Origin of the sequence: Rhizobium tibeticum, from assembly GCF_900110205.1 — a bacterium.
In the GTDB taxonomy this organism is placed as follows: Bacteria; Pseudomonadota; Alphaproteobacteria; order Rhizobiales; family Rhizobiaceae; genus Rhizobium; species Rhizobium tibeticum.
Map to the genome: position 1 here is coordinate 49363 of NZ_FOCV01000011.1, position 14436 is coordinate 63798.

At 58.2% G+C, this 14436-nt stretch carries 14 protein-coding genes, 1 tRNA gene and 1 pseudogene; 6 read left to right on the forward strand and 10 right to left on the reverse strand.

Features of this window, described 5'->3' with window-relative positions; genetic code table 11:
* Positions 1-9: 9 nt before the first annotated feature.
* Entirely contained in the window at positions 10-738 is a 729-nt protein-coding gene (pcsA, locus tag BSG20_RS13875; protein ID WP_072376324.1) for a phosphatidylcholine synthase, read from the reverse strand.
* A gap of 246 nt (positions 739-984) precedes the next feature.
* On the opposite strand from pcsA, the gene BSG20_RS13880 reads away from it, so the two are divergent.
* Positions 985-1797 carry a ferredoxin--NADP reductase gene (locus BSG20_RS13880; protein ID WP_072376322.1) on the forward strand — a complete coding sequence of 271 codons (813 nt, stop codon included), beginning with the start codon at positions 985-987 and terminating at the stop codon, positions 1795-1797.
* A gap of 48 nt (positions 1798-1845) precedes the next feature.
* On the opposite strand, the gene BSG20_RS13885 is transcribed toward BSG20_RS13880, so the two are convergent.
* From BSG20_RS13885 to BSG20_RS13905, 6 genes and pseudogenes are all read right to left on the reverse strand, one after another.
* Positions 1846-2463, reverse strand: a complete 618-nt coding sequence (locus tag BSG20_RS13885) for a GntR family transcriptional regulator (RefSeq protein ID WP_072376320.1) — start codon at positions 2461-2463, stop codon at positions 1846-1848.
* A gap of 265 nt (positions 2464-2728) precedes the next feature.
* Complete coding sequence (locus BSG20_RS13890) at positions 2729-3937, reverse strand: ABC transporter permease (protein ID WP_072376318.1); 1209 nt, start codon at positions 3935-3937, stop codon at positions 2729-2731.
* Complete coding sequence (locus BSG20_RS13895) at positions 3927-4643, reverse strand: ABC transporter ATP-binding protein (RefSeq protein ID WP_072376316.1); 717 nt, start codon at positions 4641-4643, stop codon at positions 3927-3929. The genes BSG20_RS13890 and BSG20_RS13895 overlap by 11 nt, the downstream gene beginning before the upstream one ends.
* Positions 4644-4655: 12 nt before the next feature.
* Complete coding sequence (locus tag BSG20_RS13900; RefSeq protein ID WP_072376414.1) at positions 4656-5951, reverse strand: efflux RND transporter periplasmic adaptor subunit; 1296 nt, start codon at positions 5949-5951, stop codon at positions 4656-4658.
* Between the two features lie 131 nt (positions 5952-6082).
* Positions 6083-6414, reverse strand: a pseudogene (locus tag BSG20_RS37390) (GFA family protein); the annotation flags it as partial.
* A 17-nt stretch (positions 6415-6431) separates the two neighbouring features.
* The gene (locus BSG20_RS13905) at positions 6432-6623 is read right to left on the reverse strand and encodes a hypothetical protein (RefSeq protein ID WP_024314839.1); all 192 of its coding nucleotides are present in this window, start codon (positions 6621-6623) and stop codon (positions 6432-6434) included.
* A gap of 522 nt (positions 6624-7145) precedes the next feature.
* On the opposite strand from BSG20_RS13905, the gene BSG20_RS13915 reads away from it, so the two are divergent.
* Positions 7146-7221: transfer RNA gene (locus BSG20_RS13915), tRNA-Lys, on the forward strand.
* A gap of 710 nt (positions 7222-7931) precedes the next feature.
* On the opposite strand, the gene BSG20_RS37400 is transcribed toward BSG20_RS13915, so the two are convergent.
* Entirely contained in the window at positions 7932-8357 is a 426-nt protein-coding gene (locus BSG20_RS37400) for a hypothetical protein (RefSeq protein ID WP_244541334.1), read from the reverse strand.
* 479 nt (positions 8358-8836) lie between these two features.
* The gene (locus BSG20_RS13925; protein ID WP_024314837.1) at positions 8837-9043 is read right to left on the reverse strand and encodes a hypothetical protein; all 207 of its coding nucleotides are present in this window, start codon (positions 9041-9043) and stop codon (positions 8837-8839) included.
* Between the two features lie 824 nt (positions 9044-9867).
* Here BSG20_RS13925 and BSG20_RS13935 point away from each other — a divergent pair.
* Positions 9868-10119 (forward strand): GlsB/YeaQ/YmgE family stress response membrane protein, encoded by a 252-nt coding sequence (locus tag BSG20_RS13935; protein ID WP_024314835.1) that lies wholly within the window; start codon positions 9868-9870, stop codon positions 10117-10119.
* Between the two features lie 69 nt (positions 10120-10188).
* On the opposite strand, the gene BSG20_RS13940 is transcribed toward BSG20_RS13935, so the two are convergent.
* Positions 10189-10470 carry a hypothetical protein gene (locus BSG20_RS13940; RefSeq protein ID WP_072376310.1) on the reverse strand — a complete coding sequence of 94 codons (282 nt, stop codon included), beginning with the start codon at positions 10468-10470 and terminating at the stop codon, positions 10189-10191.
* Between the two features lie 217 nt (positions 10471-10687).
* Between BSG20_RS13940 and BSG20_RS13945 the strand changes: the two genes are divergently transcribed.
* Genes BSG20_RS13945 through trpC form a run of 3 tightly spaced genes read left to right on the forward strand, consistent with a single transcriptional unit; the run spans position 10688 to position 14435 of the window.
* Positions 10688-12580: a peptidylprolyl isomerase gene (locus BSG20_RS13945; protein WP_072376308.1), complete on the forward strand. Its 1893-nt coding sequence runs from the start codon at positions 10688-10690 to the stop codon at positions 12578-12580.
* A 16-nt stretch (positions 12581-12596) separates the two neighbouring features.
* The gene (gene trpD / locus BSG20_RS13950; protein WP_072376306.1) at positions 12597-13613 is read left to right on the forward strand and encodes an anthranilate phosphoribosyltransferase; all 1017 of its coding nucleotides are present in this window, start codon (positions 12597-12599) and stop codon (positions 13611-13613) included.
* A 9-nt stretch (positions 13614-13622) separates the two neighbouring features.
* Entirely contained in the window at positions 13623-14435 is an 813-nt protein-coding gene (gene trpC, locus BSG20_RS13955; protein WP_072376304.1) for an indole-3-glycerol phosphate synthase TrpC, read from the forward strand.
* The last annotated feature ends 1 nt before the right edge of the window (position 14436 follow it).

Sequence of the window (14436 nt, forward strand, 5' to 3'; positions counted from 1 at the left end):
CGCCTTCTCCTAATCGCGGCGCCCAAGCGCCGGGAAGAACTGCAGCACGGCGCCGATGCAGTAGAGGTAGATACCGCTGAGGATAAAGAGGACAAGCGCCCATTGCGGGACGGCGAAATGCATCAGAAGCGCATACATTGCGAGCGCCGACCATACGAAGAAGACGCCGAGGTTGAGCGGCCGCAGACGCTCGACCCGGACGGGGTGGAGAAAATTGATCGGAAGGAAGGTGAGGATGACGGAAACGATGACGACGGCAAGTGCTGTGATCGCGCTGGCATCGATCACGAAAAGCGTAAAGACGATCATGTTCCAGACCACCGGGAAGCCCGAGAAGAAGTACTCGTCAGTCTTCATGCCGGTATCAGCGTAGTAGATTGCGCTTGATACGACGATCATGCCTGCCGCCACGAAGGACCATGGTTCGCCGATCATGCCGCTCTGATAGAGCGCAAAGGCTGGCAGTAGGACATAGGTCACATAGTCTATGATATTGTCGAGTGTATCGCCCGACCAGTTTGGCAGCACTTCCTTGACACTGACCTTGCGGGCGATCGGTCCATCAATGCCGTCAACGAGAAGTGCAAGGCCGAGCCACCAGAACATGTCGATGAAACGATGTTCGGCAGCAGCGACCACGCCGAGAAACGCTAGGAAGGAGCCGGACGCCGTCAGAATATGGACCGAAAATGCGCGCATCTCTGCGTAAGGTACGCGCTTGTAATTGAAAATCTTCATGTTTCCCCGAGCAGCCTATGGCGTCCACGCCCGGCAGGCGCGGTTTTTGCCTAATATGCATCCTTTGCTTCGCTTCGCCAGCGCAAAAGCTACGAAGCGTCGCAAGGCGCCGGAATCCTGATGATGACACGCATATTTCGTGCAAGTTGCTTGAGAAAGAATGGAATACCTTTAATCGCAGCACTATTTGTAATATCTCGCTGGCATCGAAAACATTGTGCGACGAATACGGGACCCGATACCGAAATGAACGCCCCTGCAAAGACCGAAGACTTCACCTCCCCGATTCCGGCTGGAGTCTATGCCGAGACCGTCCTTAGCGTGACGCATTATACGGATCGCTTGTTCCGGTTCACGATGACGCGCCCGCAGGGTTTCCGTTTCCGGTCCGGCGAATTCGCGATGATCGGCCTTATGGTCGAAGGCAAGCCCATTTTCCGCGCCTATTCGATCGCTAGCCCCGCCTGGGCTGAAGAGCTCGAATTCTTCTCGATCAAGGTGCCGGACGGCCCGCTGACCTCGCATCTGCAGGCGATCAAGCCGGGCGACCAGGTCCTGATGCGCAAGAAGCCCACGGGCACACTGGTGCTCGACGCGCTCACACCCGGCCGTCGCCTCTATATGTTCTCGACCGGAACCGGAATCGCGCCCTTCGCGAGCCTGATCCGCGATCCCGAAACCTATGAGAAGTATGAGGAAATCATCCTCACCCATACGACCCGCGACGTTGCGGAGCTGAAGTACGGCTTCGATCTCGTCGAGGAGATCAAGAGCGACAATCTTCTGCAGGAAGTCGTCGGCGACAAGCTCCGCCACTATGCGACGGTCACCCGCGAGGATTTCGATTATCGCGGCCGCATCACCGATCTAATTGCGTCAGGCAAGCTTTTCACGGATCTCGGTGTTCCGCCGCTCGATCCGTCAATCGATCGCGGCATGATTTGCGGTTCCTCTGCAATGCTGAAGGACACCAAGGATCTGCTGGAAAAGGCCGGCCTCAACGAGGGCGCAAACAGCAAGCCGGCGGAGTTCGTCATCGAACGTGCATTTGTCGGTTAAAGCCCCGCCACGACGCGCTTAATTTACGGCCCCTCATCCGGGCCGTTTTCAATTATGGCTGCTGAGATACTTGATCAGTGCGCTCATCGCTTGGCCGGCGCCCTTTGACTTGCCCTGCTGGATGGCCCGCATGACTGCCATGTGCAGCGAGATGGATTGATCCATTCTGCCGGGATTGGTGGACGCCGACCAGAGCCGACGCGAATGGGTCTGAACCGGTCCAAGGGCTGACGTGATGAAGGCGTTGGGGCAGGCTTCTTCGAGAATTTCGTCAAAGGCCTTGTCCGCGGCGAAGAATGCCGCCAGGTCGCCGGTCGCGGCGCAAACTTCCATCGCCTGAGCGCATTCGCCCAGCTCTTTGCGCTGCTCTGATGTGGCAAAGTCGGCAGCCAGTGCGGCCGCGATCGGCTCGAGCTCTCGGCGAACCTGCATCACATTCTCATGGTCAGTCGGCTTGATCTCGGCCACCTGCAACCCGACACGCGGCTTCACCACGATCAGCCCCTGCCATGCCAGCTTCTGGATTGCCTCGCGTACCGGCGTACGCCCGTGCCCCGCAAGGTCGATCAGGTGCTTCTCGGTGACCAAGGCGCCCGGCTGCAACGTCAGCGTCACGATCGCATGTTCCAGGGTGAGATAGGCAAGGTGACTAAGTGAATTCTGCATTCGCGGATCCGTGGCTTCGGAAAATGTCGGCGGGTCGCGAAGGCGACTGTAAAGTCGATGATATATCAGTGTGCTCTCGTACGGCAAGCTGGCGCCGAGAGTGGATCATTCGAGGGCGATGGTTCTCCCGCTCAGGGCGTTCCAATCCTTCAGAAACGGCAAACGGAAATGGGTTGGCTGCGCAGGAGCGGTCAGGCAAGAACGCTCCTGTCCTACGATGCTCTTAGGTTCGTTAACTGTCGGGAGCCTAGCCGCGAGCGGCTGCTCACTCGTGTCTCAGAGCCTCGATCGGGTTGAGTTGTGCCGCACGGCGTGCGGGGAAATAGCCGAAGACCATCCCGATTGCGGCAGAGAACGCGAACGCCACCGCGATCATCATGGGGCTGACCACGAAAGGCACATTGAGGACGGTCACTGCCCCATAGCCGAGGCCGACCCCCAACAGGATCCCGGCCACGCCACCGAATACCGATAGTGCCACCGCCTCGACAAGGAACTGAAGCAGCACCTGGTTTTCTAGCGCGCCGATCGCCAGGCGTATGCCGATCTCCCGGGTGCGCTCCGTCACTGACACCAGCATGATGTTCATGATCCCGATCCCGCCGACGAGCAGGCTGATCGCGGCGACCGCTCCCAGCAGGCTGGTCAGCAGCGTGGTGGTGCCCGTCATCGCTTCGGCAATCTGCGTCATGTCATTGACGCTGAAGTCATCTTCGCGGCCGGGGATGATCTTGCGCCGCTCACGGAGCAGGTTTTCGGTTTCGTCCTGAACTTTGGTCGTAGAGACACCGTCGCGCGCCGAAATCACGATCATCTGGACATTGGCGTTCGCTTTGCCGCCGACCCGGCGCTGATAAACCTTGACGGGCATGATGATGACGTCGTCCTGATCGTTGCCCATGCCCGACTGGCCGCGCTTGGCAAGGACGCCGATGACGCTACACGAAACCTTGCCGACACGAATCTGCTGGCCGGTGGGGTCTGCGCCGCCGAAGAGCCGCGAACGCACGGTCTCGCCGAGGATGCAGCGCGGGCGCCCACGTTCCTCTGCCGCGTCGAAGATGCGACCGATTGCCATGTCCCAGTCCTGGGCGATGAAATAGTCGTTGGTCGTCCCCATCACGGTCGTCGAATGGCTCTGCCCGCCGTAGATGGCCGTTGCTGTCGTTTGATTGAGCGGCGCAGTGGCACGCAGGCCGTTAACCTGATCGCGGATGGCGTCGACGTCCTTGATCGTAAAGCGGCGGGCCTCCGAACTCGCACGGCCGGGGCCAAACTGACCCGGACGTGCAAATAGCATGTTGGTGCCGAGCCGTGAAAGCTCTGCCGAGACCTGGGCGGTCGTGCCGTTGCCGATCGTTACCAACGCGATGACGGCCGCGACGCCGATGACGACGCCGAGCACCGTGAGGAACGACCGGAGCATGTTTCGGCTGATTGCGCGCAGCGCAAGTTTCAGCGTCTCAAAGAACATGGTCCGCCCTCCCGCGATGCTCGACTTCCGTCTCGAGCCTGCCGTCGATAAAGCGCAGCAGGCGCTGGGCGTAGGCAGCAATATCAGGCTCGTGCGTGACCATGACGATCGTAATGCCCTGTTCGCGATTCAATCGCGTCATCAAGTCCATGATCTCAACGCTGGTCTTGGTATCGAGATTGCCGGTTGGTTCGTCCGCCAGAAGTAGCGAGGGTTCCGTCACAATCGCCCGGGCAATGGCGACGCGTTGCTGCTGGCCGCCGGAGAGCTCCTGCGTCTTGTGATGCTCGCGCCCTGAAAGACCCACAAGTCCGAGCGCCTCCTTGGCTTTGCGGTGACGCTCGCTCGCATGCATGCCGCGGTAGATCAGCGGCAGCTCGACATTTTCCAAAGCCGAGGTGCGCGACAGCAGGTTGAACCCCTGGAACACGAAGCCGAGCATATGGCGGCGCAGCAAGGTCAGTTGGCTGCGGTCGAAGCCCTGTGTCGACACGCCTTGGAAACTGTAATCGCCGGCGCTCGGCACATCAAGACAGCCAAGAATGTTCATCGCCGTCGATTTGCCCGAGCCGGAGGGTCCCATGATGGCGACGAATTCATGCTCCCGGATCGCCAGATCAACCCGATCGAGGGCGCGGATTGCCGCCTCCCCCTGACCGTAGATCTTGGAGACCTGCTTGAATTCGATGAGTGGCGGGCTCGTCATCTTGAGCCTCGCCTACTTCGCCTGCGCGGTAGCGTCGGTAATCACGGCATCGTTTTCCTTCAGGTCACCGGAAACGATCTGAGTGAATTGCCCGTCAGAGGACCCCACTTGGATGACCACCGCTGTCGGTTTGCCAGCCGTCAGCACCCATACGCGCCGCTTCGCTCCGGTCAGGGCTTCGCCCTGGTTGCCGGTCCGCGGCCCCATCCGCGGTGGTCTTAAAAGGCCGAAGATGCCGCGGCCACGGGAAGTCTCGGCAGCAGGGGGTGCATAGCGCAGCGCCGAATTGGGAAGCATCAGGGTATTCTTGACCGCCTCCACGGTGACGTCGGCCGTGGCAGTCATGCCGGGACGCAACAACAAGTCGGCATTGTCGACGGAGAGAATCGCCTTGTAGGTTACGACGTTGTTCGTCGTCTCGGACGCAAATCGGATCTGCTTGATCTCAGCCGGAAAGGTCCGATTGGGATAGGCGTCGACCGTGAATGTGGCCTTCTGGCCGACCGCGATCTGGCCGACATCGGCTTCGTCGACGTCGACCTGAAGCTCCATCTTCCTCAAATCGCCAGCAATGACAAACAGCACCGGCGCCGAAAGCGACGCTGCGACCGTGGCGCCCGGATCGACCGAACGCGTGAGAATCACGCCGTTGATCGGCGAGACGATCTTCGCCTTAGCGAGGTTGACCTCGGCGAGTTGTAGATCGGCTTCCGCCGAGAGCACGGCGGCGACGTTGATGTCCTTCGCGGCGACCGCGGAATCGAACTTGTAGCGCGCATCTTCGAGGCTCTGCTGTGTCGAAACGTTGCTTTGCACCAGGTTACGAAAGCGTTGGAACGAACTCTGGGCCGACTCAAGGTCAGCCGTTGCTTTCACCACGTTCGCTTTGGCCGAATCGAGCTTCGCCCGCGAACTCTTCACGTCGGCCTCGAGCTTGTTCGTATCGAGAGCAGCAAGAACCTCGCCGGCCTTGACTTCGCTGTTATAGTCGACGTTGACGTCGCGAACCGTGCCGGACAGCTCGCTTGATATATCCACCTGTTCTGTTGGTTGCACCGATCCCGTTGCCGTCACCAGCACGGTTAGGTCGCCGCGCTTGATCGGCTGCGTGGCATAGCTGTATGGGTTTTCTTCTCGCCGTGAATAAAAGTAGGCGGCGGCGCCAGCGGCAAGAATCAGCAGAAGCAATACCAATAGGCGACCACGCCAACGGCCTTTGGACTGTTTGCGTGAGGCCGCAAGAACGGCAGCCAGTTCGGCGCTCGCCTTTGTCGACTTGGTTTCGTGCATATCCTTGACGTCGTTCATTCCGGCCTCGCAACATGCTGCCAATGCAGCCGTCAGCAAGATGAGCATGTCGAAGCTGAACGGCGGATTAGCATCGGCCCGGATTGGCACGAAATGGCGATGGAATGAAATGAAATCTTGGTAATGAGAGTTCAGTTTTTCGTAGGATCCATGGCGCCTAAGGCATCCGCTTCGTATTGCCCGGCGCCCTCTATTGGGCGCAGCCAGGTTTCGCGTCGCTTGATCCAAACCTCTTGAGTTGGAGATCGTTCGGAGCGTCGTCCAGCGAACCAATTCGGACCTCTGTGAACCTGGCGCTAAGGCAGAAGAGACGCCCGCCACATCGCGGACAGAAGCTGCGACCCGCGTAGATGGATGTTTCCCCTCATTGATAGAACGATGATCTCGGCTAAACTGCAAAGGCGACGAAAACGACTCCGCTCGACTTGCGGCAGTCGCTACATGCGCACAGTCCGACGCGGATGCGCGTTGATAAAGTCATCAGTGAGCCGGCATGCGACGCTTGGCGGCCATCAGCAGATCGAGCTCTGTGGCAGATGGCCCGAATTTTTCATAGAGCCGCTTTGCTTCGGTTTCCTCCAGGCGATATTTCCTGGCAAACTCACCGAGACTATAAGGCCGTCCGCGCAACACTTTTCGGGTCGTCGGCGTCGATGTAGTCACGCTGGTCATTCGCATTCTCCCTTGCTTGCACAAGGGGCTAGCTAGAGCGTCGCGTGACTTTGTGAAGGTGTTGAACGGTCATCCGAAAGGCTTGATTCAATTAATTTTTTTTTGGGAACCTTCTGCCCCCTCGCGCATTTATAAGGCGAGATTGTGAGCCGCGCCAAGCGGACGCGGCGGCGCGAAAGAATGCCCGGATTTTTCCGCTTTCCCCGGGTGGCCAACGAAACGGCACTCGAGCTTTCGCCCGTCCGGTTCATGATCTCGTTTCCCCCAACTTTGACAAAGCGCCTTCGGGCGCTTTTCTTTTATGGTCCTTGCACAATTGCAAAATGCTGGGCTCGCGCGATCAGGATGATAGCCGCAGCTTGGTCGATGGAAATGAAGCCGGCAGGCTGGCGGGCTGCCTTTCAGGCCCAGGCGCAAGAAATGTGCCTAATGCACAGGGAACGATGATTTTTTGGTTGACCGCAATGGGGCGCCTGCATATGTTCCGCGCACTTCCAGCCGGGCGAACCACTCGGCAACAGGGAGAGCGTAGCTCAGCTGGTAGAGCAACTGACTTTTAATCAGTAGGTCTCGGGTTCGAACCCCGACGCTCTCACCAATAAAATCAGTGGCTTACGAAAGACTTCGGGTTTGCTTCCATGTCGTTTCGCCACGACGGTGAGATGGGGCGGTCTTTTTGCATTTCTTTGGCATTGGGTGAGAAAAGCCCCGGCATTCGCGCAGACAGCTGGTGTTGGTCCGGCGTTGAGACCCTTCCCCCTCCGTTGGGTCTACTGCTTAAACGAAGGAACTTCTGCAGATTTTTGGGTCATGTTGACGCAATCACTCTGACAGGTAGTTGCGGGCGCTGGCTTCAAGCCCCTAGGCACCAGCACAAGAAGGCTCGAACGCTCCCAGCGCCGGGACCCTTTCGCCATTGCTCGGTTATTCTCGGCAACGCCCGGGGGATCGCTTCATGGCTTCGGCCGTTCGTCGATATTTGCATTCAGGAAAGGTGCGAGGATCTTCTCGATCGTTTCGATGCGCTCCTTGCGTCGCTCGAGCCTTTTATTGCGACCGGGCTTCTCGTGGGCCTTGGCCTGCCGGCTTGCCTGCAGTTGCTCGATGTAGACTGCATCGGTCTTTGCGTTTGAAAGCCGATCGAAGATCCAACAAAACGAAGGGGGTAGTTCGCCAACCTGATATTGCGGGCTCTCGCTTGCGCGATCCTCATCAAGAATTTCTTGGAGGATAATTTGATCCCATATTTCAGGATCCTGGTCGCACCGTTCTTTCCATGCTTCCAATAGGCGCAGCGTCGCCGGCGTGTCATGCAGTAGGATAGTTGCTGAAATCAGCCGGTCCTCCTCCCGATAAACCGCTGAATGTCCTCATAACCGGCCAAGGATCTCGGTGAAAAACAGCATCCACATCCACATAAAGCAATGGGCCGCGATGCTCCCTTCGCGCCTCTAGGAGAAACGTGGGCTTGAGCGCTGCGTTGCGCACCCAACTGCCGGTACTGTCCACCACAGTGGTGTGAACGAGCAGCCCAAGGCGCTTGGCGGATGCTACCATCCGTGCGGCTTCATGCTCATAGAACGTATCGGAAGTAAAAAAGCCGACAATTTTCCCGTGGGCGTTCGGCGATATGATGATTTGCGAATCTGTCGGGAACGGTACGACGTGATTTCGATACTTGGATTTGGATGCGCTAAAGAAATCGAAGAATCGATAAAGTAACTTTGAGCTCATTTTGTGCGGAAATCCATTAAACTCGGAGGGAAGGCACCTGTAACTGGCCCGCCTACCGTGACCGCGTGATGCCCGCAATCCAATTTTGCTTTGTCAAAGGAGCGCCGCAAATATTATGTGTCCCTGTAGCGCCTTTGCCACGTGGCGCCTTTTTGCTGGGCGATCAGGCAGGGCGGCATCGACTTCACCGGCGGCGCACGTCAGACGTAGGCAAATTGTGGGTCTATGGATAAATCCGCACTTCAAAGATGTGAAATGCGATAAAACGAATCTCACCTGATCTTAATCGGTAGGTCGCCGTTCGAACCCGACGCTCCAAGAAAATCAAGCTCGTTCTGGCGTGTTTGAACGCTATTTATTGCACCGGCCGTGGCGGCAGCAGGTATGGCAGTCTTCTCTGCGGGCACGTGCTGGTTTCCCTATGGCTACCTGTCCGCAGATTGTTCGTTTCCTTGCCCCATTGTTAATGTGACGCATTATCAATGTGACGTCGCCTTCCGGCTGGCCAGCAACAGAATGTAGTCATCCGCCGCATCCGCTATTGCCATCGCCACTTCCGCAGGCGCCCACCCCTTTTGCTGCGCATCGCGGATGATCTGATGGAGTGCCGGTTCAACATCGGCACGGCAATCGAGCAGACGTTGATCATGGGTGGCGTCATCACGAACCGACTGTAGATTGATCATAGCTGGAACCCCTCTCATGTGAAGGAAGCTACCATGACATAGATTGCAGGTTGAGCAAGCAAATGCTTAAGGAAAGCCGCAATTTCGTTGAGAATGAGCTTTTTCGATTACATAAGCGGCGTCGGCAAAACGATTCACGGCATAATCAACCAACAAATCCATCACCAGAGCATCGTCGATCTTGCGAGCCGCGTGCCGACGACGGCACGGGCACCCGTCTCCACGAACAAACTGATCGCATATTGGTATTGTTATTACAGGGCTGATAAGGCGCAAACTATGACAATTGGTATGCATTTCGACGCGATCGTTAAGATATGATGACCCTCTCGTCTCAATGTTCATCTCGCAAATGCAGTTGAAGATGTATGCCTCACAAAATGCGCGCCTAGGGAGGCATTGCATCCGTCCCACTTGAACTCCTCAGGACCCCTCATGGCATACTCGACACAGCGTCGAGTGTTTTAAGAAAAACGTCCAGTAGTTGTGTTTTTCGACATCGTGGACGGAGCGTCCTCGTCCAGCATCATTGGGTGAGCGGGTTTGAGGTGGACTTGAGGAAGGCCGGATGGGTTTCTCTGCCGTCGCGCTTGTTTTCGGGCGAACACATTTGCGTTGCGTAACCAAATGGATCGCCTATCTTTCTTGCAGGCGAATTGAGTCTGAGTGCCGGCATAGACATTTACGCCACCATTTGCGCTGCGAACCTATCCTACATTGCCAAATCACATGTCTGTCGTGCCGCGCACCGCCGGGCCATCAAAGCAGGACCTCAATTTTTGCCTCGAGCGCTGACTTCGTAGTTTCTCTGGAAGGAAAATCATATGGAAGACGCAGGCGTAGGTTGGGTAGCCGCTATCATTATCGGGGGTATTGCCGGGTGGCTCGCGGAAAAGTTCATGAACAGCAACATGGGGCTGTTGATGAATATCATACTCGGCATCGTGGGCGCGATCGTCGCAAATGCCGTACTCTCAGGATTGGGCATCGCGCTGGCTGGCTGGCTCGGCTATCTGATCGCCGGCTTTGTCGGCGCCTGCCTGCTCATCGCTGTTGGCCGGATCATTCGCCGCTAGGCGGTAACGCAAAATCAAAAGCCGGGCGTCAGCACGCCCGGCCCTCGGTTCGTCAAATGCCGATCGATTTTATCGACGGCTCATCAATCCGAAAAGATAAGCGACGCCGGCTGTCACGGCGAGCGCGAAGATAGGCTCCTCCCTTACCTTATCGCGCAGGCGTTCCGTCATGACCGAAGCCTCATCGGCGACGGCGGTCTTGGCACCGTGTCCAAGCGCCACAACGCTATCGGACAGGCGTGCAAGGTCTTCGTGCAATGCTGCGACCTGTGCGGAAAGATCGTCTGCCGCGATCTCCGCCTTCACACGCGCGGTTGCGGACTGGGCGGAGGCGGTTTTCATATCGGCCATGGTCTGCTCCTCTTTTTCCGGATGCTGTTCAACGAATTAGCCCTGGGAAAGGTTCCGATATCCGGTGTCTTTTGCTGCGCCGAGCGCTTCTGTGTGGTTGGAGATATAGCGCAGATGTTTTCGCGCGATAACCCTTCATTTCCTGCCGGCTTTGTTCTAAGGAACGTCGAATGCTTTGCCCGCGAACGGGCGAATATAATGCGAGGTTTGCGTTTCGATGTTCGATCTTCTGAGAAGAGCTGCTCACACCTGGGTTGCTAAGCTCCTCATGCTGCTTCTGGTCGCCTCTTTCGGCATCTGGGGTGTGTCACGCTCGCTCATATCAGGCGGCAATAGCACGACGGTCGTCAGCGTCGGAGACCAGCACGTCGAGGTCAACGAATTCCGTTTGGCCTACCAGCGGCAGGTCGCAAATCTCAGCCAGCAGTTCGGTATGCGGCTGACGCCCGATCAGGCTCGCGCCTTTGGCATCGAACAGCAGGTATTGGCGCAGCTGGTTGCCGGCGCGTCGCTAGATCAGTTGGCCGATGACATGAACCTCGGCCTATCGCAGGATCGGCTTGCGCAACTGATCGGCGACGATCCGGCTTTCAAGGCCGTCAACGGTCAGTTCGATCGCACCCTCTTTACGTCGCGACTTCGCAATGCCGGCATCCGCGAGGATGACTACATCAAGGAGCGCAGCAAGGTCGCCGTTCGCAGCCAGATTGTCGATGCTGTCTCGAACGGCTTCACGGCGCCGAAGACACTCGTCGATGCGCTCAAGCTCTATCGCCAGGAAAGCCGCGGCATCGATTACCTGTTGCTGACCAATGCCAATATCGAGCCGATCAAGGCGCCCGCCGAGGATGTGCTTGCCAAGTGGTTTGAAGGTGCCAAGACGCGCTATCGCGCACCGGAATACCGCAAGGTCGCTTTCCTCAAGCTGCAGCCGGAGGATATCGCCGATGCCGCCTCCGTCACGGATGATCAGATCCGCGAGGACTTCGACAAGCGGAAGGACAGCTTCCGCACACCAGAGACCCGCACGATCGAGCAACTGACCTTCCAGAACAAGGATCTCGCCAATGCCGCCGAGGCCGCGCTGAAAACCGGCACGACTTTCGATCAGCTGGTGACCGACCAGGGCAAGACGTCAGCCGACGTATTCTTGGGCGAGTTCTCCAAGGACAAGGTTCCAGATCAAGCTGTTGCGGATGCGGCCTTTGCAGTCTCAAAAGACGGTGGAACGACGCCTGTTGTCGATGGCACCTTCGGCCCGGTTGTCCTCCGCGTCAGCAACATCAAGCCCGAGAGTGTCAAAAGCCTTGATGATGTCAAGGACGAGATCCGCAAGCAGCTCGCCGTTTCCAACGCTTCGCAGGAACTCATTAACGTACATGATCAGATCGAGGATCTGCGCGGCTCCGGTTCGACGCTGGAACAGATTGCAGAGCAGCTCAAGCTCAAGGCTGTTGTGGTCGACGCCGTCGATGCCACCGGTCTCGACAAGAATGGCAACGAGGTCAAGGATATTCCGGCCAAGCAGCAGGTTCTTGGCGCGGCTTTCAGGACGGATGCCGGCGCCGACGCTCCCTCCCTATCGATCGGTACTGACGGTTATCTCTGGTTTGACGTCCGCGACGTTACGCCGGAGCGCGACCGCCCCCTCAGCGAGGTCCAGGACAAGGCGGTCGCTGACTGGACTGCTGAGCAGCAGAAGCTTGAACTTGCCAAGAAAGCCGAAGAACTGAAGCAGCAAGCCCAGAAGGGAACATCGCTGGCTGATATCGCTGCGCCGCTTGGCATAATTGTCGAAAGCAAGACCGGCATTGCCCGCGGGACCGATGATGCGGTTCTCGGTCGTGGCGGTGTTACCGCTGCTTTCTCCGGCCCGATGGACACGGTTGCCAATGCCGTCGGCGGCGACCCGACGACGCAAATTCTTCTCAAGGTGACTGAAGTGAATACGGAACCGACGAGTGACGTGCTCAACAATCAGGACCAGCAGATCACAGCAACGGCAAACGCTGCCGGCGATGATATTCTCGATCAGATGGTCAACCTGCTGCAGTCGCAGTACGGCGCATCGATCAATCAGTCTCTCGCCGATCAGGCGGCAGTCCGTTAAGGGGGAACATAAGCGCATGACAGATCTGAAGCCGCTTTTGGCGAAGGCTGCGAGCCGCGAGCCGCTGACACGTGAGGAGGCCCGCGAGGCCTTCGACATTCTGATGTCCGGACAGGCGACTCCTTCGCAGATCGGCGGCTTCCTGATGGCGTTGCGCGTCCGCGGCGAAACGGTCGACGAGATTGTCGGCGCCGTGACGACGATGCGCGCCAAGATGCTGACCGTTGATGCGCCTGCTGACGCAATCGACATCGTCGGAACCGGTGGCGACGCGAGCGGGACCTACAATATCTCAACACTGGCCGCCCTCATCGTCGCCGGTGCCGGTGTACCTGTGGCCAAGCATGGCAACCGGGCCCTGAGCTCGAAATCGGGTGCAGCAGATAGCCTCGCCGCTCTTGGCGTCAGGCTGGATGTAAGCCCTGAGGTGATCTCCCGCTGCATTCGCGAGGCTGGTGTGGGCTTCATGTTCGCCCAACAGCATCACTCTGCGATGCGTCATGTGGGTCCGACGCGCGTCGAACTCGGCACGCGGACGATCTTCAATCTGCTTGGCCCGCTGTCCAACCCGGCGGGTGTGCGCCGCCAGTTGCTTGGCGTGTATGCGCCGCAGTGGGTCGTGCCGATTGCGGAGGTCATGCGCGATCTCGGTTCCGAAAGCGTATGGGTCGTCCATGGCAACGGCCTCGACGAGATCACGACCACCGGAAAGACGAGTGTTGCAGCACTCGAGGACGGCAAGATCCGCACGTTCGAACTGTCTCCCACTGATTTCGGCGTCGAGCCCTGCCGGCTGGAGGCCATCAAAGGCGGAGACGGTGTGGTGAACGCCGCCGCTCTGCGCGACGTTTTGAGCGGCGCAAAGAACGCGTATCGCGATATCGCGCTTGCCAACGCAGCTGCGTCGTTGGTGATATCAGGCAAGACTGAGATGCTTCAGGACGGCATGCGGCTTGCTGCGCAGTCCCTGGACAGCGGTGCGACGGCCGCGGCCCTCGATAAACTCATCGCCGTGTCGAACGACATCGACTAGGATAGAGCCATGACCGACATCCTGAAGAAGATCGAACTCTACAAGCGGGAAGAAATCGACGCCGCAAAGGCGAATGTGTCGTTGGCCGATCTGAAGGCGATGCAAGCGGATCAATCGGCGCCGCGCGGCTTTCACCGTTCGTTGGTTGCGAAGTCACAGGCTGGCCAGCACGGCCTGATCGCTGAGATCAAGAAGGCCAGTCCGTCAAAGGGTCTGATCAGGCCCGATTTCGATCCGCCATCTCTGGCCAAGGCCTATGAACTCGGAGGTGCGGCCTGCCTTTCGGTGTTGACCGACACGCCAAGCTTTCAGGGTGCGCCAGAATTTTTGATGACGGCACGTGCGGCGTGTTCGCTGCCGGCACTGCGCAAGGATTTCATGTTCGAAACCTACCAGGTGCAGGAAGCGCGTGCCTGGGGTGCCGATTGCATCCTGCTGATCATGGCCTCACTTTCGGATGACGATGCAAAGCGCCTTGAGGATGAGGCCTTCGAGCTTGGCATGGATGTGCTGGTGGAAGTCCACGATGCCGAGGAGATGGAGCGCGCGCTGAAACTCACGTCCCCGCTCGTTGGCATCAACAATCGCAACCTCCGGACATTCGAAGTCAGCCTTGACGTCAGCGAGAAACTCGCGCCAATGGTTCCCGAGGATCGCCTGTTGGTAGGCGAAAGCGGCATCTTCACGAATGCCGATTGCAAGCGTCTCCAGGCGGTTGGCATCGACACCTTTCTGGTTGGTGAGAGCCTCATGCGCCAGGAAGACGTTGCGGCCGCCACGCGTGCGCTGCTCTTCGGCGAAGCCGTGCTGGCGGCTGAGTGAC

Bases quoted from the DNA above. Each gene is read 5' to 3' on its own strand.
- pcsA (WP_072376324.1), bottom strand. From the start codon at position 738: ATGAAGATTTTCAATTACAAGCGCGTACCTTACGCAGAGATGCGCGCA.
- BSG20_RS13880 (WP_072376322.1), top strand. From the start codon at position 985: ATGAACGCCCCTGCAAAGACCGAAGACTTCACCTCCCCGATTCCGGCT.
- BSG20_RS13885 (WP_072376320.1), bottom strand. From the start codon at position 2,463: ATGCAGAATTCACTTAGTCACCTTGCCTATCTCACCCTGGAACATGCG.
- BSG20_RS13890 (WP_072376318.1), bottom strand. From the start codon at position 3,937: ATGTTCTTTGAGACGCTGAAACTTGCGCTGCGCGCAATCAGCCGAAAC.
- BSG20_RS13895 (WP_072376316.1), bottom strand. From the start codon at position 4,643: ATGACGAGCCCGCCACTCATCGAATTCAAGCAGGTCTCCAAGATCTAC.
- BSG20_RS13900 (WP_072376414.1), bottom strand. From the start codon at position 5,951: ATGAACGACGTCAAGGATATGCACGAAACCAAGTCGACAAAGGCGAGC.
- BSG20_RS13905 (WP_024314839.1), bottom strand. From the start codon at position 6,623: ATGACCAGCGTGACTACATCGACGCCGACGACCCGAAAAGTGTTGCGC.
- BSG20_RS37400 (WP_244541334.1), bottom strand. From the start codon at position 8,357: ATGAGCTCAAAGTTACTTTATCGATTCTTCGATTTCTTTAGCGCATCC.
- BSG20_RS13925 (WP_024314837.1), bottom strand. From the start codon at position 9,043: ATGATCAATCTACAGTCGGTTCGTGATGACGCCACCCATGATCAACGT.
- BSG20_RS13935 (WP_024314835.1), top strand. From the start codon at position 9,868: ATGGAAGACGCAGGCGTAGGTTGGGTAGCCGCTATCATTATCGGGGGT.
- BSG20_RS13940 (WP_072376310.1), bottom strand. From the start codon at position 10,470: ATGGCCGATATGAAAACCGCCTCCGCCCAGTCCGCAACCGCGCGTGTG.
- BSG20_RS13945 (WP_072376308.1), top strand. From the start codon at position 10,688: ATGTTCGATCTTCTGAGAAGAGCTGCTCACACCTGGGTTGCTAAGCTC.
- trpD (WP_072376306.1), top strand. From the start codon at position 12,597: ATGACAGATCTGAAGCCGCTTTTGGCGAAGGCTGCGAGCCGCGAGCCG.
- trpC (WP_072376304.1), top strand. From the start codon at position 13,623: ATGACCGACATCCTGAAGAAGATCGAACTCTACAAGCGGGAAGAAATC.